General features: G+C 53.3%; 20 protein-coding genes, 3 pseudogenes and 1 riboswitch. Of the genes and pseudogenes, 16 read left to right on the top strand and 7 right to left on the bottom strand.

Going from position 1 to position 23617, the window contains the following annotated elements; genetic code table 11:
* Nucleotides 1-112: riboswitch (TPP riboswitch) on the bottom strand.
* Nucleotides 113-811: 699 nt separating this feature from the next.
* Nucleotides 812-1642: a 3-oxoadipate enol-lactonase gene (gene pcaD / locus QFZ34_RS11430; RefSeq protein WP_307280926.1), complete on the bottom strand. Its 831-nt coding sequence runs from the start codon at nucleotides 1640-1642 to the stop codon at nucleotides 812-814.
* 152 nt (nucleotides 1643-1794) lie between these two features.
* Between pcaD and pcaF the strand changes: the two genes are divergently transcribed.
* The 5 genes and pseudogenes from pcaF (at nucleotide 1795) to QFZ34_RS11405 (ending at nucleotide 6549) form a co-directional block, all read left to right on the top strand.
* The gene (pcaF, locus tag QFZ34_RS11425) at nucleotides 1795-3000 is read left to right on the top strand and encodes a 3-oxoadipyl-CoA thiolase (RefSeq protein ID WP_307286264.1); all 1206 of its coding nucleotides are present in this window, start codon (nucleotides 1795-1797) and stop codon (nucleotides 2998-3000) included.
* A gap of 54 nt (nucleotides 3001-3054) precedes the next feature.
* Complete coding sequence (locus QFZ34_RS11420) at nucleotides 3055-3690, top strand: thiamine diphosphokinase (RefSeq protein WP_115054113.1); 636 nt, start codon at nucleotides 3055-3057, stop codon at nucleotides 3688-3690.
* 94 nt (nucleotides 3691-3784) lie between these two features.
* Nucleotides 3785-4066 (top strand): YMGG-like glycine zipper-containing protein, encoded by a 282-nt coding sequence (locus tag QFZ34_RS11415; RefSeq protein ID WP_008128299.1) that lies wholly within the window; start codon nucleotides 3785-3787, stop codon nucleotides 4064-4066.
* A gap of 137 nt (nucleotides 4067-4203) precedes the next feature.
* Nucleotides 4204-4533: pseudogene (locus tag QFZ34_RS11410) on the top strand (YMGG-like glycine zipper-containing protein); the annotation flags it as partial.
* 194 nt (nucleotides 4534-4727) lie between these two features.
* A pseudogene (locus QFZ34_RS11405) lies at nucleotides 4728-6549 on the top strand (ABC-F family ATP-binding cassette domain-containing protein).
* A gap of 89 nt (nucleotides 6550-6638) precedes the next feature.
* Here the strand turns inward: QFZ34_RS11405 and QFZ34_RS11400 are convergent.
* The 3 genes from QFZ34_RS11400 to QFZ34_RS11390 all read right to left on the bottom strand — a co-directional run bounded on the left by QFZ34_RS11400 (nucleotide 6639) and on the right by QFZ34_RS11390 (nucleotide 8353).
* On the bottom strand, nucleotides 6639-7478 hold the full coding sequence (locus QFZ34_RS11400; protein WP_307280919.1) for a tripartite tricarboxylate transporter substrate binding protein: 840 nt from the start codon (nucleotides 7476-7478) through the stop codon (nucleotides 6639-6641).
* Between the two features lie 219 nt (nucleotides 7479-7697).
* On the bottom strand, nucleotides 7698-8063 hold the full coding sequence (locus tag QFZ34_RS11395) for a cell division protein ZapA (protein WP_115054117.1): 366 nt from the start codon (nucleotides 8061-8063) through the stop codon (nucleotides 7698-7700).
* Between the two features lie 17 nt (nucleotides 8064-8080).
* The gene (locus QFZ34_RS11390; protein WP_115054118.1) at nucleotides 8081-8353 is read right to left on the bottom strand and encodes a DUF4164 domain-containing protein; all 273 of its coding nucleotides are present in this window, start codon (nucleotides 8351-8353) and stop codon (nucleotides 8081-8083) included.
* A gap of 294 nt (nucleotides 8354-8647) precedes the next feature.
* Here QFZ34_RS11390 and tkt point away from each other — a divergent pair, with 294 nt between their 5' ends.
* The 5 genes and pseudogenes from tkt to QFZ34_RS11365 all read left to right on the top strand — a co-directional run bounded on the left by tkt (nucleotide 8648) and on the right by QFZ34_RS11365 (nucleotide 15065).
* Complete coding sequence (gene tkt, locus QFZ34_RS11385) at nucleotides 8648-10633, top strand: transketolase (RefSeq protein WP_307280908.1); 1986 nt, start codon at nucleotides 8648-8650, stop codon at nucleotides 10631-10633.
* Between the two features lie 57 nt (nucleotides 10634-10690).
* The gene (gene gap, locus QFZ34_RS11380) at nucleotides 10691-11698 is read left to right on the top strand and encodes a type I glyceraldehyde-3-phosphate dehydrogenase (RefSeq protein ID WP_115054120.1); all 1008 of its coding nucleotides are present in this window, start codon (nucleotides 10691-10693) and stop codon (nucleotides 11696-11698) included.
* A 123-nt stretch (nucleotides 11699-11821) separates the two neighbouring features.
* Nucleotides 11822-13016, top strand: a pseudogene (locus QFZ34_RS11375) (phosphoglycerate kinase).
* A 173-nt stretch (nucleotides 13017-13189) separates the two neighbouring features.
* Complete coding sequence (locus tag QFZ34_RS11370) at nucleotides 13190-14215, top strand: class I fructose-bisphosphate aldolase (protein ID WP_307280904.1); 1026 nt, start codon at nucleotides 13190-13192, stop codon at nucleotides 14213-14215.
* 88 nt (nucleotides 14216-14303) lie between these two features.
* Nucleotides 14304-15065: an SGNH/GDSL hydrolase family protein gene (locus QFZ34_RS11365; protein WP_307280902.1), complete on the top strand. Its 762-nt coding sequence runs from the start codon at nucleotides 14304-14306 to the stop codon at nucleotides 15063-15065.
* 5 nt (nucleotides 15066-15070) lie between these two features.
* Here the strand turns inward: QFZ34_RS11365 and QFZ34_RS11360 are convergent, their stop codons facing one another.
* Nucleotides 15071-15232, bottom strand: coding sequence for a hypothetical protein (locus QFZ34_RS11360; RefSeq protein WP_307280899.1), 162 nt, complete (start codon nucleotides 15230-15232; stop codon nucleotides 15071-15073).
* 121 nt (nucleotides 15233-15353) lie between these two features.
* Between QFZ34_RS11360 and QFZ34_RS11355 the strand changes: the two genes are divergently transcribed.
* The 5 genes from QFZ34_RS11355 (at nucleotide 15354) to QFZ34_RS11335 (ending at nucleotide 19825) form a co-directional block, all read left to right on the top strand.
* Nucleotides 15354-17264, top strand: coding sequence for a propionyl-CoA synthetase (locus QFZ34_RS11355; protein ID WP_307280896.1), 1911 nt, complete (start codon nucleotides 15354-15356; stop codon nucleotides 17262-17264).
* Between the two features lie 48 nt (nucleotides 17265-17312).
* Nucleotides 17313-18098: an SDR family NAD(P)-dependent oxidoreductase gene (locus QFZ34_RS11350; RefSeq protein WP_115054126.1), complete on the top strand. Its 786-nt coding sequence runs from the start codon at nucleotides 17313-17315 to the stop codon at nucleotides 18096-18098.
* Between the two features lie 86 nt (nucleotides 18099-18184).
* Nucleotides 18185-18484, top strand: coding sequence for a DUF1127 domain-containing protein (locus QFZ34_RS11345; protein WP_162802576.1), 300 nt, complete (start codon nucleotides 18185-18187; stop codon nucleotides 18482-18484).
* A 27-nt stretch (nucleotides 18485-18511) separates the two neighbouring features.
* On the top strand, nucleotides 18512-19111 hold the full coding sequence (locus QFZ34_RS11340; protein ID WP_115054127.1) for a DJ-1/PfpI family protein: 600 nt from the start codon (nucleotides 18512-18514) through the stop codon (nucleotides 19109-19111).
* Nucleotides 19112-19114: 3 nt separating this feature from the next.
* A complete protein-coding gene (locus QFZ34_RS11335; protein ID WP_115054128.1) occupies nucleotides 19115-19825 on the top strand; it encodes a helix-turn-helix transcriptional regulator in 711 nt (236 codons plus the stop codon).
* Between the two features lie 6 nt (nucleotides 19826-19831).
* On the opposite strand, the gene QFZ34_RS11330 is transcribed toward QFZ34_RS11335, so the two are convergent.
* Both QFZ34_RS11330 and QFZ34_RS11325 read right to left on the bottom strand, forming a co-directional pair.
* Nucleotides 19832-20374, bottom strand: coding sequence for a GNAT family N-acetyltransferase (locus QFZ34_RS11330; protein WP_307280885.1), 543 nt, complete (start codon nucleotides 20372-20374; stop codon nucleotides 19832-19834).
* 77 nt (nucleotides 20375-20451) lie between these two features.
* Complete coding sequence (locus QFZ34_RS11325) at nucleotides 20452-21144, bottom strand: DUF1013 domain-containing protein (protein WP_115054130.1); 693 nt, start codon at nucleotides 21142-21144, stop codon at nucleotides 20452-20454.
* Nucleotides 21145-21393: 249 nt separating this feature from the next.
* Between QFZ34_RS11325 and QFZ34_RS11320 the strand changes: the two genes are divergently transcribed.
* Entirely contained in the window at nucleotides 21394-23592 is a 2199-nt protein-coding gene (locus tag QFZ34_RS11320) for an esterase-like activity of phytase family protein (RefSeq protein WP_115054131.1), read from the top strand.
* Nucleotides 23593-23617 lie beyond the last annotated feature (25 nt).

Here is a 23617-nt window from a genome sequence, read left to right as displayed (position 1 = left end):
TGTGAAGCCGCATCTAATCCCTCCGCCGGTACAAACCGGATCAGGTTCCGCGGGTTGACTGGATTGGTTCCAGTCTCTCAGCCTGTTGATGCAGGCACCCCGTTAGAGCAAAGCCAGATTAGTGACTGTGTCCTGCCAACGCAAGCGCCCATCGCCTAGCTGGTTGTTTTTGTTATGCCTTCCCCTTGCCACGCCCGCTTTTGCGTCTGGCTATTGAGATGGTGGGAAAGACGGGCGGTCATCGAAGCGCGTCTTTGTAGTAGGTAAGCGATCCGAAGACCGCCCGTCCGGCGATTTTGCATTCTGCCCGTTCCGCTTGGGAGGCCTCGGCTACCCAAGGAGTGCCATTTGCGGCACGCCATGCGTTAGCCTTGCGCCCCTTAAAGTGCTCGTCCAGCACGCGCCGTTCCTAGTAACGGCAGGGGAACCCTTGGACAGAACGTCCCCGGATGGCGGGTCCGTAACCCGCCATCGGAGGCGCCCATCCTTCCCCAAACTTCGAACGGCTCCGGAAGCTGTTCCCCGCGGGAAGGACGCGAGCAGAATAATTCAGAGCGGGAACTGTTGGATAAGTTTGTCGAGATTATTTTAGGAAGGCCTGATTTGCACAAGCCAAATGCGCCCTTCGGACAAGCTCAGGATGAGGGAGGTCGGTTGATTGCAGGGCACCAACTATTGCAACTATTGCAACTCTTGCAACGCTAGCAAGTTGTCGCTGCAACCCACAAAACTTCCCTCATGGTGAGCTTGTCGAACCACGCACTATATCGAATGCAGCTTATCCACCTCACTCGCGGCGAGTCATCCTGAGCTAGTTGAGGGTTGAGTTGCTCAAAATTGGATTGCCCTCAAGTTTGAACTCATCGATAAAGGCGCGAATGATCGCGACGAGCATTTCGGGTTGTTCCACGCAGGGAATATGCCCGGCATCCTTGATGACTTCGTAGCGCGCGCCCGGAATCAATTTAGCCATTGAAAGCACGACGTCCGGCGGTGTTGAGCCATCTTGATCCCCCACAATACAGATTGTTGGAACCGATATTCGGCCTGCGTCTTCTGTCAGGTCTGCATCACGAATTGCTGCGCAGGTTCCGGCATATCCGGCCAATGGTTGACGGATCAGCATGTTCCGGTAGCCGGTTAAGGCAGGGCTGCTTTCACGATGAAATGTCGGGGTAAACCAGCGTTCGAGGATCGTGTCGGCGATGCTTTCAATACCATTTTCCTCAAGCGCGGCAATACGTGCGTTCCAGGAATGGGCATTGCCAATCTTGTGCGCGGTATCACACAAGACCAGTGCCCGAACCAGATCGGGACGGGAAGCATAAAGCCCCTGCGCAATCAGTCCGCCGACAGAAAGACCGCAAATGATTGCATTTTTAACATTGAGGAAATCCAGCAGACCTGCCAGATCGACGACATGATCGTCGAGAGAATAGGGAGACGTGCCGACACTCGAAAGCCCGTGGCCGCGCTTATCATAGGTGACGATAGCAAAATCACCCGCCAGGCGAATAATGACATCGCGCCAGATGCGGAAGTCAGTGCCCAGAGAATTGGCAAAAACGATCACAGGTTTTGACGCTGGTCCGCCAATCAGCTGATAATGCAGCGTCACACCATTTATATCGGCAAATTGCACCTTGCTCTCCCTTTTATCCAGAATGATATGTGCGTACGGTTCTGTAGAATGAATGATCAGGGACGATCAACCGCCGAATAATTATCTATTGATGAAGCGGCAACAGTCCGGCTCAAATCAACAGGCAAGAAGAAAGCATATGAGGCAGCATGATGGGTGACGTATTTATCTGCGACTATATCCGGACGCCCATTGGCCGTTTTGGTGGATCACTGGCTGGAGTTAGGGCGGACGATCTTGGGGCTATTCCAATCAAGGCATTGATGGAGCGTAATAAATCGGTCGATTGGGCAGCAATCGATGAAGTGATTTATGGATGCGCCAATCAGTCTGGCGAAGACAATCGCAATGTCGCCCGCATGTCGGCACTGCTTGCGGGATTGCCCGTGGAGGTGCCCGGCACCACGATGAACCGGCTATGCGGTTCCGGCATGGATGCCATCATCACAGCCGCACGCGCCATTCGCGCCGGTGAAATGGACATTGCCATTGCCGGCGGTGTCGAGTCCATGTCACGCGCGCCCTTTGTGCTGCCCAAGGCAGACAGCGCCTTTTCCCGCAATGCAGAAATTTACGATACGACAATCGGCTGGCGCTTCATCAATCCACTTATGCAGCAGCAATATGGTGTGGATTCCATGCCTGATACCGCCGAAAATGTTGCCGAAGAGTTTCTTGTCTCCCGCGCCGATCAGGATGCTTTTGCTGTGCGCTCCCAGCAGCGAACCGGGCGGGCTCAGGAGAATGGTCGGCTTGCCAGCGAAATTACCCCGGTTCGCATCGCGCAAAGAAAAGGCGAGCCCATTATCGTTGATAAAGACGAGCATCCGCGCCCCCAAACGACAATTGAGGCTCTAGCCAAATTGCCGACGCCATTTCGATCCGGCGGAACTGTGACGGCAGGAAATGCTTCCGGCGTTAATGATGGCGCGGCAGCCCTCATCATTGCCTCCGAAGAGGCTGTAAAAAAGTACGGCCTCAATCCCATCGCGCGCATCCTGGGCGGGGCGACGGCGGGCGTGGCACCCCGTATTATGGGAATTGGCCCAGCGCCTGCGACGAAGAAGCTTTGCGCGCGCCTCGGTTTGGCGCCAGCTGATTTTGACATTATCGAACTCAATGAAGCTTTTGCCTCGCAGGGACTTGCAACATTGCGCGATCTTGGAATTCCCGATGATGCGGAACACGTAAATCCGAATGGCGGCGCTATCGCCCTGGGGCATCCGCTGGGCATGTCAGGAGCACGCATTGCGGGAACGGCAGCGCTTGAATTGCAATTGCGCGAGGGAAAACTCGCTCTGGCGACAATGTGCATTGGCGTTGGACAGGGCATTGCTATCGCGCTTGCAAGCGTTTGATATCGGACGCAGAGCTGTCTGGTGGAAGCGTTTGACGCATGCTATGGGCGGGTCATGAGCAAATTCGTTCTTCTTTTGGGCGGTTCCGTCCATGTCACCGATCGCCTTTTGAAACAGGTAGCCGGAGCCAGGGTTCTGGCGGCTGATGGTGGTATCGCCCATGCCGCACCACTGGGCCTCACGCCTGAACTTTGGCTAGGCGATTTCGACTCGACATCGCCCGAGCTGGAAAAAGAATATGCGCATGTGCCGCGCCAGGTTTTTCCGGCAGCGAAGGATATGACCGATGGCGAACTGGCCTTGAACGAGGCATATCGACTGGGGGCGACCGAGCTTGTACTTTGCGGTGCATTTGGTGGAGTGCGCACCGATCACACGCTTCTGCATTTGACGATGGCGACCGCCCATGCGGCGCAGGGACATAAGATCATCCTCACCAGCGGAAGCGAAGAAGCCCACCCACTTGTGGGCGGCGAATATGCTTTCGATTTCGTCGATAAGACGCAGTTCAGCATTGTTGCATTTTCGCAATTACACGGACTTTTTATCGATGGAGCACGCTGGCCGCTTGAAAATGTGGAACTTTCTTTCGGTTCATCGCTTACTGTCTCGAATGCCGTATGTGGAACCCTCCACGTATCGCTCCATTCGGGCAAAGCAATCCTGATTGCAGCGCCGCCAGTTGCCTGACGCTTGTCAATATAAGCGGAAAGTGTAATGTGTGCAGCACAGCATTGGGGACGCAAGCTGGTAAGTTTGGTTTTAGAAACGGGAGAGGTCTTCCATGTTGAAAAGTTTATCTACAGTTGCAGTTGCCGCAGTTTTGGCATTCTCGGTTGCTGGTTGTACAACGAGTGAACAGCGGACAGCCGGATATGGTGTCGGTGGTGCAGCACTTGGTGCATTGGCAGGTGGCGCTATCGGTGGTGGTCGTGGTGCTTTGGCCGGTGCGGCAATCGGCGGCGCATCAGGCGTTGTCGTTGGCGCAGCAACATCAGACGGCGGACGCCGTTACTGCACATATGAAAATCGCTACGGCGAGCGCTATCGCGCACCTTGCCGTTAAGCAGCTAGAGTTTTCGAAAAACAGGCCGGTTTTCCGGCCTGTTTTTTTGTGCGTACCGGACGCGTGTTCCGTTGATCTTTCTTCTGCCGTATTGAGGAAGCAGGATTTTCCCGCACTTTTTAAATGGAGAGGTTATTATGAAAATTCGTTTTGCTGCCATAGCAGCCACAGCACTTCTGGCATTTACGATCGCCGGATGTGAGACGAGCCAGCAAAATCAACGTGCCGGGACGGGTGCATTGATTGGTGCTGGCGCTGGTGCCCTGGCCGGACAGGCTTTGGGGCGTGATACGAAAAGCACGGTAATCGGTGCTGCGGGTGGCGCTTTGCTTGGCGCGGCTGTTGGTACAGCCACAACACCGCGCGGTGGAAACGAGAATCTATGCCGTTATCAGCGGCCTGACGGATCGATTTACAATGCCCCCTGCCAAGGCAATGGCGGGGGTGCCTATGGAAATGGACGATATCCGGATGATGATGGATACCGGTCTGAGCGCCGCCGGTATAGTTCCGACCCATACCGCGATGACAATTACTGATCACAGAATATCGATTTAGCGCAAGCAGGCCGGAATTTCCGGCCTGTTTCGTTTGACAGAACAGATATTCTCATCGACAAGCCCTGACAAAACCTGCTCGAACTCCCGGATTGATACGTTTGATGGCTCCACCACTGTTACGCCTTGATAGAATTGCCCTGACTTTCGGTGGCACGCCCCTTTTGACCGATGCGGCCATCTCTGTCAGCGAGAATGATCGCATTGCGCTTGTAGGACGCAACGGTTCGGGCAAATCGACACTGCTTAAAATCGCCGCCGGATTTGTCGTCCCAACGGACGGCGAAGTCTTCAAACATCCGGCTGTCACGGTACGCTATCTGGCTCAGGCACCCGATATGGATGGATTTGCCAATGTGCGGGCCTATGTCGAAGCGGGGCTTGGACCGGCAGATGATCTTTACCGTGTCAGTTACCTGCTTGAGCATCTGGGACTGACGGGCGAGGAAAAGCCGGAAAATCTTTCGGGAGGAGAAACACGTCGTGCTGCTTTAGCAAAGGTTCTTGCACCGCAGCCGGATATCCTTCTGCTTGACGAGCCGACCAACCATCTTGACCTGACAACCATTGAATGGCTGGAAACCGAATTACGGCAGATACGCTCGGCCATCGTGGTAATATCGCATGACCGGCGGTTTCTGGAGAATGTCAGCCGTTCTACCATCTGGCTTGATCGAGGCGTTACGAAACGGCTTGATCAAGGGTTTGGCTCGTTCGAGGAGTGGCGCGACAAGGTTCTGGAAGAAGAAGAGCGCGACCTGCACAAACTTGGACGTCAGATTGTACGCGAGGAACATTGGTTACGATACGGCGTTACGGCACGGCGCAAACGTAACATGCGTCGGCTCGGCGACCTGCAATCCATGCGCAGCGAGTTTCGCAACCATCGTGGCGCGCAGGGCAAGGCGGTTCTCAAGGCCAGCGATGCCAAGGAATCTGGCAAGCTTGTTATCGAGGCGGAACATCTTTCCAAGAGCTATGATGACCGCATTCTCGTGGATGATTTTTCCACCCGTATACAACGCGGAAATTGCGTGGGATTTGTCGGGCCGAATGGAGCGGGTAAGACGACGCTCCTCTCCATGCTGACAGGATTGCTCAAGCCGGATAGCGGCTTTGTCAAACTGGGAACAAATCTTGAGATTGCGGTGCTGGATCAGCGGCGGGACAGTCTAAATCTTGAACAAACCTTGTCAGACTATTTGACCGACGGGCGCGGAGAGAATGTCATCGTCGATGGCGAGCAGCGCCACGTTGCCTCCTACATGAAAGACTTCCTGTTTCAACCGGAGCAGTTGCGCACGCCAATCCGCGAGCTATCGGGTGGTGAGCGCGCACGTCTGATGCTGGCGCGGGTCTTGGCACGGCCTGCCAATCTGCTGGTTCTCGATGAGCCGACGAATGATCTCGACATGGAAACGTTGGATCTGTTGCAGGAATTGGTTGCTGGCTTTGCCGGGACAGTGCTGCTCGTCAGCCATGATCGCGATTTCCTTGACCGTACCGTAACGTCAGTCATTGCTCCCGAAGGCAGTGGGAAATGGTTGGAATATGCCGGCGGCTACACGGATATGCTGGCGCAGCGCAAGGAAACGGCGATTGCGACCCGGAAGGAATTGAAAGCCGCCAAGCCGCAGGCTTCATCTGGTGTGGCTGCTGAAAAGGCGCCTGCTGCACGCGATGAAAAGCGCAAACTCTCCTACAAGCAGAAATTTGCGCTCGAAACGCTTCCAGCTAAAATTGAAGCGCTGCATAGCGAAATTATCAATTTGGAAAAGAAGCTGGCCGATCCCGATCTTTTTGCAAAGAATCCGGCCCCTGTTCAACAAGACGGTTGAGGAGATCGGCAAGAAGCGTGCAAGTCACGAAGCGCTCGAGCACGAATGGCTGGAGCTTGAAATGCTGCGCGAGGAAATCGAAGGCTAGATTAAACTTGCAATTGTGCCCAACGATCGGAACGAAAAACCGGGATTCCAGTTCTCGTTCCGATTTGAAAGACAGCAGTAAATAAGCGGTTATTCTACGAGCTTAAGCTCACGGAATGTTGCGAGGACCGTCGCCTGCTGTTCTTTGATATAAGCGGCAAATTCGGTGGATGGCTGGTAAAGATCAACCCAACCATGCTTTTTCAATGTTGCTTGCCATTCCGGGCTTTGCGCCATTTTAGAAAAGGCTGCATCAAGATCCTTCGTCTGTTCTTCCGACAGGTTGGCTTGTCCGAGGAAGCCGCGCCAATTGACCAACTCAACATCGACCCCTTGTTCCTTCATCGTTGGCACATCAATGCCTTCGAGCCGCGTTGCAGAAGAAATCCCGAGTGCTCGCACTGTTCCGGCTGAAATTTGTCCGGCAAACTCGGAATAGCCACCTGCACCAACGGAAATATGCCCTCCCATCACCTGTCCGAGCATCTCACCTCCGGCACCGATGGCGACGTAATTCATCTTGGAAAGATCGCCGCCAATTGCCTTGACGATCATGCCATACAGCAAATGGTCGACACCACCGGCGGCAAAACCGCCCAACGATACTGATCCCGGATCAGCTTTGAAGGCTTTGACCAGATCATCCATATTTTTCAATGGCGAATCTGCCGGGACGACCAGCGTAAGACACTCGCCTGTCATCCGCGCGATGGGCTTGGTCTGGTCCATTGTTACGGGTGCGTTATTGGTCAGGATCGAGCCAACCATGCCGATCCCCGTAACAATGAGGCCCGTATCGGGATATTTCTTCGAAACAAATTCGGCCAAGCCAATAGTGCCACCGGCTCCCGGTCGATTAACAACCTGGATGTCGCCAGCGAGCTCGAGGTCCCTGAAGCGATTGTTGTGTCGAGCGTGCCAATTGATCATAGCCGCCTCCCGGACCTGCCGGAGCGATGATTTCGATATTCTTTACCGCGTCGGCCTGAGCCGATGAGGCCATGGCAAAGGCCAGCGCAAAAGCAAGCGTGCGAAGTTTCATGTATTTCCTCCCTGAAAGCTCCCTTGCTCTGCACTTTTGTACAAAGCCTTCAGAGGCTGCGGGAAGAATCTGTCATGGAGCTGTCTTTGAGGAGGGCAGGAAATCCGTCAATTGGCCTTCGGAGCGAGACGCGCTGCAAGCGTTTCGATGCGTCCAGCCACCTCGGACAGAACGCCAGTGATAGCCGAATCATTCTTGTCGGCCTTGGCTAACGCCTCATCCCGGCTCTTTCTCAAGGCTTCCGCTTCGTTTTCCAGACCGGTCAGACGCAACTGCAATTCATGGAGTTCGTCTGTAACCATGATGCCGGCCATAACTGTCAGGCGCAGATCTCCTATCTCGCCGAACGAGGATTTCAGATGCGTCACGTAACGATCAAAACGTTCTGCCAGACCGGTCAGATGTTGTTCCTGACCCTCGTCACAGGCCATTCTGTAGGCTTTGCCATCGATCGTTACGGTAACGGTAGCCATGGTTGTTTCTTCCTGTTCTATCGATCAAGGACCGTGCGGATGGATTCCATCGCAGCGACAAGGCGGCGGGAAACTTCTTTGTTTGCCGCCTCAAGACGCTCAGCCCGCCCTTCAGACGCATCAAGCTCCTGAGCCAGCTTACGCCGGTCCATGTTCATCCGCTGGACCTCTTCTTCCGCTTCAGCAAAATCGCCCTCATGCTCAAGACGCATTTCAACTGCATTCTCAAGCGTGGAGAGGGATTTGGCCAATCTTTCCAGTACTTGTTTGAGGGTGGCTTCAGATGCCATTTTCGACGTTTCCCCTGTGTCTCAATCTTTTCAACGAATCGCAAAAAGAAGAACGACTTATGACAGAGAGTCTAGTGGTTACATTAATGCTGCGTCAATCAATCCGAACGGCGCCGTGGCACTCATGCACCGATAATAATGTGCTCCAATGAATGTCTTCCTGCAATACCGTCCCAATTTGGCCAGCTTTTGTTGACTCCCTCTCGACACCTGCTATTTGTCGCGTGCCTTTTGGATATTGTCTAACCGGCATCCAGAAACGGCATCTCTTTTCCACTTCGAAAGACGGTGACTATGACCAATTCTGAAAAATCCAATCAAATGGCCAACGCAATCCGCTTTCTATCTGCGGATGCAGTGGAAAAAGCAAATTCCGGCCATCCCGGACTTCCCATGGGCGCAGCCGACATTGCGACCGTCCTTTATACAAAGTTCCTGAAATTCGATCCAAAGGCTCCGCACTGGCCGGACCGCGACCGTTTCGTACTGTCCGCAGGTCATGGTTCGATGCTGCTTTATTCGCTGCTTTATCTGACCGGCTACGAAGATATTGACATCGACCAAATCAAAAATTTCCGCCAGCTTGGCTCCCGTACCGCTGGGCATCCTGAATATGGTCATGCTGCCGGTATTGAAACAACAACCGGTCCATTGGGTCAGGGCCTTGCCAATGCTGTTGGCATGGCGCTGTCCGAACGCATCATGAATGCGCATTTCGGTGATGCTCTGGTCGATCACTACACATATGTCATTGCCGGTGATGGTTGCCTCATGGAAGGCATCAGCCAGGAAGCGATTTCACTTGCTGGTCATCTCAAGCTGAACAAGCTTATCGTTTTCTGGGACCACAACAACATCTCGATCGATGGTCCGGTTACATTGGCCGACAATACCGATCAGCCAGCCCGTTTCGAGGCTTCCGGGTGGAATTCAATCAGCGTCGATGGCCATGATCAGGATGCGATTGCCACCGCTATCGAGCGCGCCAAGAAATCCGACAAGCCGACACTGATCGCCTGCAAAACCACAATCGGTTTTGGTGCTCCGACCAAGGCTGGGACGAACAAGGTTCACGGTTCGCCGCTTGGTGCCGAAGAACTCGCCGGTGCGCGCAAAGCGTTGGGCTGGACTTCGGAGCCTTTTGTCGTACCTACAGAAACTCTCGACGAATGGCGCCTTGCCGGCCTGCGTTCTGCCAAGGAACATACCGCATGGACTGAGCGTCTGAATGCGACTGACGCGGAGATCCGTTCGGAGTTTGAGCGGCGCATGCGCGGTGATCTGCCGGGGAACTTCGAAGCAACAATTACAGCTTACAAGAAGAAGCTTTCTGAAGAAAAGCCAAAGGTTGCGACCCGCAAAGCTTCTGAAATGGCGCTTGAGGTTATCAATGGCGTGGTTCCTGAAACAATTGGTGGCTCCGCCGATCTGACAGGTTCGAACAACACCAAGACCAGCCAGACCAAGGGGATCACTCCTGAGGATTACGGCCAGCGCTATGTTCACTACGGTATCCGGGAGCATGGCATGGCAGCAGCGATGAACGGTATCGCACTTCACGGTGGACTCATTCCATATTCTGGTACCTTTTTGACTTTCTCCGATTACGCACGCGGCGCCATGCGTCTGTCGAGCCTGATGGGTATCCGCGTCATCTATGTCATGACCCACGATTCCATCGGTCTTGGTGAAGATGGCCCGACGCATCAGCCGGTCGAACATCTAGCTGCCCTGCGTGCAATTCCAAACAATTATGTCTTCCGTCCGGCGGACGTTGTTGAAACAGCTGAGTGCTGGGAAATTGCGCTCAAGTCACGCACCACGCCATCAACCATCGCATTGACCCGTCAGAATCTGCCGACGGTTCGTGACGTGCATTTTGATGAGAATAAATGCGCTTACGGCGCCTATGAACTTGCCACTGCAAGCGGCAAGGCTGAAGTGACCATATTCGCAACCGGTTCGGAAGTCGAAATCGCTCTCAATGCAAGAGCACAGCTTGAGAAAAACGGACATCCAACGCGGGTGATTTCGGTTCCTTGCTTTGAGCTCTTCGAAGCTCAGAGTGAAGAATACAAGCGCACATTGATTGGCGATGCGCCGGTCAAGGTGGCTGTTGAAGCTGCGATCCGCATGGGCTGGGACCGGTTTATCGGCACGGACGGGATTTTCATCGGAATGAACGGCTTTGGCGCGAGCGGTCCGATTGAAGAACTCTACGAGCATTTTGGCATTACGGCGTCACATATCGTCACTGCTGCTGAAGCAAAGTTGAAATAATCCATCTCGTTCCTCTATGATCCATTCAAGGGCTCCATACCCCTCAGGAGAAAAAACATGACAGTTCGCGTTGCAATTAACGGATTTGGCCGCATTGGCCGCAACGTTCTTCGCGCTATCGTAGAATCAGGCCGTACCGACATCGAGGTTGTTGCCATCAACGACCTGGGTCCTGTCGAGACCAATGCTCACCTTATGCGTTACGACAGCGTTCATGGACGCTTTCCCGGTACGGTAACAGTGGCTGGCGACACAATTGACGTGGGCCGTGGCCCGATCAAAGTCACCGCTGTTCGCAATCCAGCCGAATTGCCTTGGAAAGAGTTGAATGTCGATATTGCGCTGGAATGCACAGGCATTTTTACGGCCCGCGACAAGGCTGCAGCGCATCTTGAAGCTGGCGCAAAGCGCGTTATTGTTTCGGCTCCTTCCGATGGCGCCGATTTGACTGTCGTTTTTGGCGTAAACGATCACAAGTTGACCAAAGACCATATGGTCATTTCCAACGCTTCCTGCACGACAAATTGCCTTGCGCCGGTTGCTTATGTACTGAATGAAGCCGTTGGTATTGATCACGGATTCATGACCACGATCCATAGCTATACGGGCGATCAGCCAACGCTGGATACTATGCACAAGGATCTCTATCGTGGACGCGCAGCTGCCCTGTCCATGATCCCGACTTCGACCGGTGCTGCCAAGGCTGTCGGTCTGGTATTGCCTGAACTCAATGGCAAGCTCGATGGCAGCTCCATTCGCGTTCCAACACCGAATGTGTCTGTGGTCGACTTCAAATTCGTTGCCAAGAGATCCACTAGCGTTGCGGAAATCAATGATGCGATCAAGTCGGCGGCCAATGGCAAGCTGAAGGGCATTCTGGGCTTTACCGATGCGCCAAACGTGTCAATTGATTTCAATCACGACTCGCATTCATCGATATTCCACATTGACCAGACCAAGGTTATGGACGGCACATTTGTTCGTGTCCTTTCCTGGTATGATAATGAGTGGGGCTTCTCCAGCCGTATGAGCGACACAGCAGTTGCTTTCGGCAAGTTGATCTGACCGGCTTTGAAGTGATTTGATTTCAAATGGCGGGTCGACACACCCGCCATTTTTGTTTTTGATGGTTATACAGTCGGCTATACGGGCTTTCCCAAGCGGCTGTGTGCAGATGAGGTGAGTTTCATGACAAATTTCAAAACGCTTGATGATGCTGATGTTGCCGGAAAGCGTGTTCTCGTACGCGTTGACCTGAATGTTCCGGTGAGCGATGGCGTCGTGACAGATGCGACACGGATAGAACGCGGTAGCTCCAACTATCCAGGAACTATCGAAAAAGGGCGCAAAGGTCATTTTGCTTGCCCATTTCGGTCGCCCGAAGGATGGCCCGGACCCACAGTTTTCGCTGGAGCCGATCGCCCATGCCGCCGCAAAGATAATTGGCCACAGTGTGCATTTTGCTGCCGATAGTATCGGTGAAAAGGCTGCTGAAGCTGTCGGCAAGTTGAAGAATGGCGATGTGCTGCTTTTGGAAAATACGCGTTTTCATAAAGGCGAAGAAAAGAACGACCCGGAATATGTCAAGGCGCTGGCAGTCAATGGTGACATCTACGTCAATGACGCTTTTTCCGCCGCGCACCGTGCGCATGCTTCGACAGAAGGTCTGGCTCGTGTTCTGCCAGCCTATGCCGGACGAACGATGGAAGCAGAGCTTAAAGCGCTGGAAAAGGGTCTCGGTGCACCAAAACGCCCTGTCGTGGCCATTGTTGGCGGCGCAAAGGTTTCGTCCAAGCTGGATCTGCTCGGCAATCTGGTAGAAAAAGTCGATGCACTGGTCATTGGCGGCGGCATGGCAAATACATTTCTGGCGGCGCAGGGCGTCAAGGTCGGCAAATCGCTATGCGAACACGATCTGGCCGGAACCGCGCGCGAGATCATGGCAAAAGCAAAAGCAGCTAACTGCACAATCATTCTTCCGGTGGATGCCATTGTGGCTTGGCATTTTGAGGCCAATGCTCCATTCCACGCCTATGGGCTCGATGCGATCCCCGATGATGGCATGATCCTTGATGTGGGGCCGCAATCCATCGAGCGCGTAAAGGCGGCAATTGATGATGCATCCACCCTCGTCTGGAACGGCCCGCTTGGTGCCTTTGAGCTGACGCCATTCGACAAGGCAACGGTGGCCGCAGCCCGTCACGTTGCGCAGCGTACCAAGGCCGGACATCTGGTTTCGGTTGCTGGCGGCGGAGATACCGTGGCGGCGCTCAATCATGCCGGAGTCGCCGATGATTTCAGCTATGTTTCAACTGCCGGAGGCGCTTTCCTTGAATGGATGGAAGGCAAGCCATTGCCCGGCGTCGATGTGCTGAAGAAGTAAGTTTTGCTCCCTGATCAAGCCCGGAAATCGGGCTTGATTACCAATTATAAGAAAATGTTATCCGGTTAAATCGGTTGAAAAAATTTCAATCGTTTCAGTTACTTGGTGCACCGTTTCGTTTGTCATAGGCTTCTGTTATGGGGCGGATAAGGGAAAAAGGAGTACATCAGTCTATGAGCGAACGTCTGGAAGATATAGCGGTTGCAATGGTTGCCAATGGCAAGGGCCTCCTTGCCGCCGATGAAAGTTCAGGAACAATCAAAAAGCGGTTCGATAGTATCGGGCTGGAATCCACCGCCGATAGCCGCCGCGACTATCGTGAAATGCTGTTCCGCTCCGATGAGGCGATGAAGAACTACATTTCCGGTGTCATCCTTTACGATGAAACCATTCGCCAGAATGCCAAGGACGGAACATCACTGGTCAAGATCATGCAGGATGCAGGCTGCATTCCAGGCATCAAGGTTGACGCAGGCGCCAAGCCGCTTGCTGGGTTTCCCGGCGAAACCATCACAGAAGGTCTGGATGGTCTTCGCGAGCGCCTAGCGGAATATTACAAGCTTGGCGCACGCTTCTCCAAGTGGCGGGCTGCTATCTCGATTTCCGACGGTCTGCCAACATGGGGTGCCGTGAAGCAGAATGCCCAAGCTCTGGCACGCTATGCCGCGCTTTGTCAGGAAGCTGGAATTGTACCAATCGTTGAGCCGGAAGTGCTTATGGACGGCACACCGGGCAATCACTCGATCGAACGCTGCTATGAAGTCAGCGAATGGGTTCTGAAGACCGTATTCGACGAGCTTTATGATGCACGCGTTGTTCTGGAAGGCATGATCCTCAAGCCGAACATGGTCGTTGCAGGACAGAAGGCCCAGAAGGCTTCCGTCGAGCAGGTTGCTGAGCTGACTGTGCGCCTGTTGAAGTCGACTGTTCCATCCGCTGTACCAGGCATTGCATTCCTGTCCGGCGGTCAGACGGAAGAAGAAGCAACAGCGCATCTATCGGCGATGAACGCTAATTTCACCATGCCTTGGAAGCTGACTTTCTCCTATGGTCGTGCCTTGCAGGCAGCAGCGTTGAGCGCCTGGAACGGGAAGTCAGAAAATGTTGCAGCAGGTCAGCGCGCCTTTGCACATCGTGCAAAAATGAATGGTCTTGCTGCCACTGGCGGCTGGAAGAAAGACCTGGAAAAGGCTGCTTAAGGGTCTCTTAAGCATTTTTTATCCAAAAGCGTATCTCATGGAGCCCGGGGAATCAGCCCGGGCTTTTTTATGGGACAACCAAAGACGAATGAAACCTGCGCCATTCCATCCTTTGCTGAGTTGGTTTCTTTATCCTGTCTATGCATGGCAGGGGATAAATGTACGATTGAAGACAGAGCGAATGATTCCGCCTGTTGGCCTGCCCGTGGGGGAAATTGCGGGCAAAGATCCGGCTATCCGGCTGCTTGTTCTGGGGGACTCGTCTGCCGCAGGGGTGGGTGTCACTGATGCATGGCAGGGGCTTTGTGTACGGTTGGCGGTCTATCTGCAGGGCCGGACAGGCCGTAAGGTCATCTGGCGTGCTGCAGGGTTCAATTCAGCAACATCGGGACAATTGCGCGATCATGTCGTGCCAAATCTTGAACGCGGAATGTGGACGCATATCGTGCTATCAACCGGCACAAATGACACAAAGAATTTTCACTCGCTGCCACGCTTCAAGCGCGAATTTGGCGGGCTTCTTTATGCACTGAGAGCGAAATGGCCTGAGGCCCACGTGGTATGGTCACAGGTTATCGATTTTCGCGATGTTCCGGCTATGCCTCCATTGCTCGGGCGTATTCTGGAAGGACGCGCTGTCGCAATCAACAAGCTCGGCGAAAGATTGTGCCGCGAGCGAATGGCTATTCCAGCGCTTCGCCTACCAGTGGAATCTGCCGAAGGTTTTTCCACGGACGGCTTTCACGCTTCGGCATTGGGCTATGATGCTTGGGCAAAACATCTCGTCCCCTACATCCTCAATCGCCCCCAGGTCGATGAGAAGGATGCCGCTTCCCCCGCTGGCGGCTAAACGCACTATCCTACGTGTCTTGAGACGCCAACGACCAAAATAGCCAGCACTGCTCCGACGGCGATTTTCCAGAAATCCTTGCGCTTTTTCAATCCGGGCAAGCCGAGCGGCTTGAATAGATGCAGCGCCATAATGACGATGAAAACAAAGGACAGGATTTTGGTCATGGATGATCTGTCTGCAATATCCTGTTGATTGAATTGAGCAGTGTGCCAAGCGCGGAGAATTGTCAATTCGCCCTTTGACTCCGCCTTCCGGATTTAGGATGCTTCTTACGGGAGGAATTTCATGACATCACTATATGCGCAGGTCTATCAGGATTGGCAGACCGATCCCTTGGCATTCTGGGCCAAAGCAGGAGTAGCCATCGATTGGATCAAGCCGTGGGATACGGTTTTTGATCCAGACAGTGGCCCTTATGGCCGCTGGTACGCGGGAGCTGAATGCAACACCTGTTACAACGCCGTAGACAGGCATGTTCTCGCAGGGCGTGGCGATCAGGACGCGCTGATCCATGATAGCGCCATAACAGGAACGGTTCGCAAGATAAGTTATAGTGATTTACAGGCCGAAATCGAGGCATTGGCGTCGGTGCTGGTCGATAAAGGGGTGGGGAAGGGGGATCGCGTCATTATCTACATGGCGATGGTGCCTGAAGCCGTTGTTGCAATGCTCGCATGCGCGCGCATTGGTGCAGTTCATTCGGTTGTCTTCGGAGGATTTGCCGCTAACGAGCTTGCCACAAGGATAGACGACGCCAAGCCGGTTATGATTATCGCTACGTCCTGCGGGCTGGAACCGGGCAGGGTGGTTGCTTACAAGCCAATGCTCGACAAGGCTATCGAACAGGCCCAGCACAAAGTGGCTACTTGTCTGATCCTTGTGCGCCCGCAACAGCCGCATGAACTGGTTTCGGGGCGGGATATTGACTATGCCCAAGCAGTTGCCGCCTCTGTGGGGCGTAAGGTTCCCTGTGAGCCTCTTAAATCGACTGATCCGCTTTATATTCTTTATACATCAGGTACGACGGGACAGCCAAAAGGCGTTGTTCGCGACAATGGCGGCCATCTGGTCGCCTTGGCGTGGTCGATGGGCGCAATCTATGACACCTACCCGGGAGATGTGTTCTGGGCGGCTTCGGACATAGGCTGGGCCGTCGGCCACTCCTATATCGCTTATGCGCCACTTTTCGTTGGGGCGACGAGCATTCTTTATGAAGGCAAGCCGGTTGGAACGCCCGATGCTGGTACATTCTGGCGCGTAATCGCTGACCACAAGGTCAAGGTACTATTTACCGCGCCGACCGCATTTCGGGCGATCAAGAAAGAAGACCCCAAGGGCGAGCTTATAGGCAGATATGATATTTCTTCGTTGAAGTATCTTTTCCTGGCGGGAGAGCGCGCCGATACGGATACGATCAAATGGGCCGAACAAAAACTAGGCGTTCCGGTCATAGATCATTGGTGGCAGACCGAAAGCGGCTGGCCCATGGCAGCCAACCCGGCGGGGCTTGGAATGTTGCCGGTAAAATATGGCTCGCCGACGGTCCCAATGCCCGGTTATGACGTGCAGGTTCTTGACGATGCAGGTCATCCAGTCAAGCGCGGCGAGCTTGGCAATATCGTGGTCAAACTGCCCTTGCCGCCGGCATTCCTGCCGACATTGTGGAATGCGGACCAGAGGTTTCGCGAGGCGTACATCAGCGAGTTTCCGGGATATTACAAGACCGCAGATGCAGGCATCATGGACGAGGACGGTTATATCTATATTATGAGCCGCACCGACGACATCATCAATGTTGCCGGTCATCGCCTGTCGACCGGGGCGATGGAAGAGGTTCTTTCCAGCCATCCGGATGTTGCCGAATGCGCTGTTATCGGCATTGCCGACAGTGTGAAAGGTCAGGTTCCTTGCGGGTTCATTGTGCTGAAATCCGGCGTTACAAGGAGCGAAGCCGATATTGAGCAAGATTGCGTTGCTTTGATGCGGGAGAAGATTGGCCCGGTTGCTGCGTTTAAAATGGCCATAACGGCAAAACGTCTGCCCAAGACGCGCTCCGGTAAAATATTGCGGGGCACCATGCAGAAGATTGCCGATCAGGAGCCGTGGAATATGCCCGCAACGATTGACGATCCAGCGATTCTTGAGGAAATCCAGTTGGTGCTCAATGCACGAGGAATTGGTCTGGTTACTGGTTGACCATCTGCCATCCAAGGTTAAGCTCTGTTGTCAAATTGGAGACTGGCAATGGCATTGGATGGCAAAATCGCAATTGTAACGGGTGGCGCTCAGGGTATCGGGCTGGCCATTGCAAGGCGCTTTCTTCAAGATGGGGCCAGTGTTATGCTTGCTGACATCAATGATGCTCAGGGAGCCGCGGCGGTAAAAGAGCTGTCCCCTTTGGGTAAAGTCCGCTTTTCCTCAACAGATGTCAGCAGCAGGCTGGATGTGCACAATCTCGTGGCTGGAACAATCGAGGCATTCGGTGATGTGGATATACTGGTCAATAATGCTGGTATTGTACACACGGCCGATTTTCTCGACCTGAACGAGGATGATTTTGATCGGGTTCTGCGGGTTAATCTAAAAGGATCGTTTCTTTGTGGTCAGGCTGTAGCCCGGTATATGGTCAAAAAGATAAAAGACGGAGGTAATGCAGGCTCCATAGTCAATATGTCGTCAATCAATGCAGTCGTCGGTTTGCCGGAGCAAATTGCCTATTCGGTTTCGAAGGGTGGCGTCAGTCAATTGACCAAAGTCATGGCTCTTTCGCTCGCACCCTATGGGATTCGCGTGAACGCAATCGGTCCAGGCTCGATCAAAACCCAGATGCTGGATACGGTCAATTCGGATATGGCCGCAAAACAGCGGATATTGTCCCGTACACCGCTGGGCCGGGTGGGAGAGCCCTCCGAAATAGCTGCTGTGGCGGCGTTCCTGGCTTCAGATGATGCGAGCTACATAACGGGGCAAACGATCTATGCCGATGGTGGTCGATTACCATTGAATTATACAGTGCCGGTCAATGGATGATTTTTTAGGCTGTTGACATCCTACTGACAGAAGGTTGTCAGGAGGGGTATGCCATTATGTTCCCGTAGTCAGAAGGAGACAGGGATATGGCTTACCTCGATTTTGATATCGTACAGAGTGTGAAGCATTGGTTTTCCGAGTTTGCAATTCACCGGCAGGAGCTGCGTACGGAACGGCATCTTAACTCGCTTCCCGAGCATCTCTTGAAAGACATTGGCTGGCCGGATGCCTATGCTGAACGATTGGCAAAACGCAATTCCCTAGGCGAAGACGACACTGCCGTGCCTGCCACCAGTGATGAGCTTACGCCATGGCAGTTGGATTGGCCAAAACACTATGAGAGCTTAAAAGCTCGCAAATCCAGCCCCTTAGAGCTGGGATGTTGAATTTGACTGCCATGGAGGAGGGCTTCAATGGAAAAGAAACGAACAGTTGGATTTGTTTTCGTTGAAGGCTTTGCCGATTGGGAATTTGGCATGCTTTCCGGCTCGGTCAATGAGTGGTTTGGTGGCCGAGCCGTCTGCCTTTCACCTTCTCCGGGTCCGCTAAAATCAATTGGCGGCTTTCGCATGCTCCCGGATCGCGGTGTCGATCCATCAGACAATCTTGATCTTGATGCGGTTGCCGTCATTGGATCCGACACATGGTCGGACGCGGATGCTCCTGACATAACACCCTTATTGAAGGATGTTCTGGCGCGCGGTGGAATTGTCGGTGGCATATGTGCCGGTACTCTTGCACTGGCGCGTGCGGGCCTGTTTTCAGGCCGCAAGCATACCAGCAATGGAGCCGGTTGGATCGAATCGCGTCTGGATACTTATGCCGGGTCTGAGCATTATCAGGATGTGCCCTATGCAGTACGCGATGGGCATGTTGTAAGTGCGGCGGGAACTGCGCCCGGAACCTTTGCCATTGCCTTCCTCGAAGCGCTCTTTCCCGAACAAGCGCCCCAAATCGCCGAGATGCGTGAAATGATTGCAAGAGAATTTACTTCCCGAAGTGAGAAGGCTTGAGCGATGCGTAGAGCAGACCGACTTTTCCAGATTGTGCAGAAGCTGCGTGGCGGGCGACTTGTAACGGCAAGGCAACTTGCCGAAAAGCTTGAAGTGTCAGAACGTACGATCTATCGCGACATTGCCGATTTGCAGTCTACGGGTGTTCCCATTGATGGCGAAGCGGGCGTTGGCTATATTTTACGGGAAGGTTTTGACCTACCACCCTTGATGTTCACCCGGGATGAGGTGGTAGCGCTTGTTGCTGGCGCGCGGCTGATAACTGCCTGGGGCGGTGCTTCCATGGCGCGCGCGGCCGAAGAGGCGATTATAAAGATCGGAGCCGTCCTGCCAAAGGAGGATCGCCCGCGTATCACCAATACACATATTCACGCATCGGGCACCAATATTAGTGATAGCGCACGCGCTTTGATTGATCTGGCAGAAAATGCTGCCGAACAATGCCGTGTGCTTTCGATCACCTATACCGACCTTGAGGGCAAGGACAGTACGCGGGATATCAGGCCACTCGGTCTGTGGTTTTGGGGAAAAGTCTGGACATTGATCAGCTGGTGCGAGCTGCGTAATGACTTTCGGACCTTCCGGATCGATCGCATCACGAAGGTTGAGAAGGCTGATCGCATCTTCCGTCAGGAGCGCGGCAGGACGCTTGCCGATTTCTACCGCAGGGTGGAACTTAGCGAAACACCCAATACCGAAGCCCGTGCTTCATAAAGCCTTTTAACTGGGCAATTGATCAATGGCGGTCTGGAAAGTTGCGCGCAGTATTGCGTAGGTTACGAAATGATAGCCGTCCTCCTCAGTTTCGCCCATCAGCTCCATTCCAAGCTTTTCGGCGACTCGGACTGATGCGCTGTTGCGAGGATCAATAGCGGCGATAATTCGATCCACGGTGGTCGCCTTGAAACCATGTTCAAGAACAGGCTTGGCTGCTTCCGTTGCGATTCCTTTGCCCCAAGCCAGACGGTTGAGACGCCAGCCGATTTCCACATCGGGCCCGATAGCATTATGGGGAATCAACAGCACCCAGCCAAGAAATTGATCCGAACGGGTTTTCTCGAAGATTGACCAGTAGCCAAGGCCGATACCGAAATCGGTTGTTATCCGATCCGTCAGAAACTGTCTGTGACTGGTGTCATCGGTCCATGGACCGGGGATGAACTTTGTCACAGCGGGATCGCGATCCATGGCAATGCAATCTTCGAAATGATCCATGGTCCGAGGTCGCAACAGCAAACGTTCAGTTTCAAAACCTGGAAGCATTGCTCACTCCTTGACGTAAAAAGCCTCGTCACGGACGAGGCTTTTGCTACATAGTCAGTCGAATGGTGCGGAGACGATTATTCCTCGTCTTCGTCGTCCTGACGGCCTTTCAACGACGAAAGCTTGGCGAAAACCTTGTCTGCGTCAAGCTCCTGGTCTTCTTCACGAACCGTTGGCTGAATGTCGAGATTTTCAGTCGCGGAAGCTGGCAGAAGTGTATCGCCACCTTCGCCCGGTTGTACTGGACGCCCGCGCGAAGAACGTTCGACCTCAATATCCAGATCAATCTGCGACGAGAGGCCCAGTGTAACCGGGTCCATTGGTTGCAGATTGTTGGAGTTCCAATGGGTGCGGTTGCGGATCTGTTCGATTGTCGATTTGGTCGTACCGATCAGGCGCGAAATTTGCGCATCTTTGAGCTCTGGATGATTGCGAACGAGCCAGAGAATAGCATTCGGACGATCCTGACGCTTGGACAATGGCGTATAGCGAGGGCCCTTGCGCTTGGTCTCGGGAACGCGAACCTTGGGGTCCGAAATCTTGAGCTTATGGTTCGGGTCTTTTTCGCCCTTGGCAATTTCTTCGCGGGATAGCTGTCCGGTGATCAATGGATCAAGGCCCTTGATGCCTTGGGCCGATTCACCGTCCGCGATAGCCTTAACTTCAAGCGGATGGAGCGTGCAGAAAGCAGCGATCTGATCAAAAGACAGGGCCGTATTATCGACAAGCCAGACGGCCGTTGCCTTTGGCATTAGAAGCTGGGTGGCCATAGATATAGTCCTCTTGTTCGTCCGCTCCGGAGGGGCGGGACGTGGGTTCAACCACAATTTCCGGGATTTCGAGCCGTTATATAGCGGTATTTTAATCGATGAGCAAGAATCGCTTTGGGGATTCGTGCCATGTTCCAAATAACCGCACATTCCCTCGGGCAAGTGTTTCATCAAACTGTCATGTAAATGTCATGACACTGCAACAGACGCACGCGATCAGTCTCTTCAATTCAATCGGAGATTGTTCCAATGTCGCATCGTTTTCTCACCATCGGTCTTTGGACCATTCTGGCTGCATCCACAGCAATACCTGCAATGGCAGAACCAGTGTTCAACCGCATTGCAAGCTTTCCCGTGATTTCCAACCTGCCAAAGGATTCCGATCTCTCGCAGGTTACTTCTTCCGAGATCATCACAGCATCAGAAGATGGCAAGACATTGGTTTATTCTGACAGCCCAAATGGTGCGATCGGTTTTATTGATATCACTGAAGCAGGCAAGCCGCAGCCGCTGGGACAACTTAAGCTGGATGGCGAACCCACATCGGTAGCAGCCGTCGGTGCAAACGTCCTTGCCGCGGTCAATACTTCCAAGGACAAGGCTAATCCTTCAGGCCGCCTCGATGTGGTCGAGCTGGCCTCCCGCAAGGTGATTGCTACATGTGATCTCGGTGGACAGCCCGATTCTGTCGCTATCTCTCCCGACAAGACTTTTGCTGCCATAGCAATCGAAAATGAACGTGATGAAGAGTTGAATGATGGAGAAATCCCGCAGCTTCCAAGCGGCAATCTCAAAATAATTTCGCTGAAGGATGGTGCTCCGGATTGCGCAACAGCGAAAACCGTTGAACTTACCGGACTTTCCGAAATCGCACCGGAAGATGCCGAACCTGAGTTTGTCTCCATCAACCGGGAAAACCAGATTGCGGTAACACTGCAGGAAAACAACCATATCGCAATTATCGATGCGGCGAGCGGAAAAATTACAAATCATTTCTCTGCCGGCACTGTCGATCTGGATAAAATCGACGTGGAAAAAGATGGCGCTCTCAAGTTTGATGGCAGTGCAAAAGGTGTTCTGAGAGAGCCTGACACGATCAAATGGCTCGACAATAACCGCGTGATTGTTGCCAATGAAGGCGATTACAAAGGCGGATCGCGCAGCTTTACAATATTCACCAAAGACGGGAAAGTTGCCTACGAATCCGGCGCATCGCTTGAGCATAAGATTGCTGAAGCTGGTCACTATCCCGATAAGCGCAACAAGAAGGGCGTTGAGCTTGAAGGGGCTGAGGTCGGGAAATTCGGCGATACAAACTACCTGTTTGTTGCCAGTGAGCGTGCTTCGATTGTCGGTGTCTACAAGGACACGGGCGCTGAGCCGGAATTTGTTCAATTGCTGCCATCAGGCATCGCCCCCGAAGGTGTATTGGCAATCCCATCACGCAATCTGCTGGTAACAGCCAATGAGGCTGATTTGATTAAAGATGGCGGCGTACGCTCGCATGTTATGATTTATGAACTCAAGGATCAGAAGCCGAATTATCCGCAGATCGTTTCGACGATGAAGGATGATGGAACGCCGCTTGGCTGGGGCGCTCTATCGGGATTGGTTGCTGATCTAAAGGAAGCGGGCAAGCTCTATGCCGTATCGGATTCCTTCTACTCCGCGGCGCCTTCGATCTTCACGATTGATGCGAACCAAAGCCCGGCAAAGATCACCAAAGCACTGGTCGTCAAACGCGGTGGGCAACCGGCACAGAAACTTGATCTTGAAGGCATCACCACGGATGGCGATGGCGGTTTCTGGCTCGCCAATGAAGGTGACCAGGCCAAGCTCGTGCCCCATGCAATTCTCAACGTAAACGGGAAAGGCGAGATCAAAAAGGAAATAGCACTTCCCGAAGAACTTCTGCCAAACCAGGTTCGTTTCGGCCTGGAAGGGATTACGCGTGTTGGGGAAGGTGATGACGCCACATTGTGGATGGCGATCCAGCGCGAGTGGAAGGATGACGAAAAAGGTTTCGTCAAACTGCTGAACTACAACATCAAGGATAAATCCTGGACTGCTGTTTCCTATCCGCTCGATAAAAGCGGAGCAGGTTGGGTCGGTCTTTCCGAAATTACCGCTCATGACGGTCAGCTTTATATCGTTGAACGCGATAACCAGATTGGTGATAAGGCTGCCAACAAACGGTTATATCGTGTGGCGCTAGAGGGTTTGAAACCTGCCAAGATCGGCGAAAAGCTACCCGTCGTTGAAAAGGTGCTGGCACATGATTTCATTGACGATCTCAAGAGCGCCAATGGCTACATTTCGGAAAAGCTTGAAGGGTTCGCTATTGATGTTGATGGCAATGGTTATGCCGTTACTGACAATGATGGTGTCGATGACTCATCGGGGGAAACCCTGTTTTTCGGCATCGGTAAGGTCCAGGCTACAAACTGATAAAACCGGAAATAAGATAAAGGCC

It is taken from the genome of Phyllobacterium ifriqiyense, assembly GCF_030817885.1.
GTDB classification, from domain to species: Bacteria; Pseudomonadota; Alphaproteobacteria; order Rhizobiales; family Rhizobiaceae; genus Phyllobacterium; species Phyllobacterium ifriqiyense.
The sequence above is the reverse complement of the archived record's forward strand: the minus strand, read 5'-3'. Positions and strand labels throughout refer to the sequence as shown.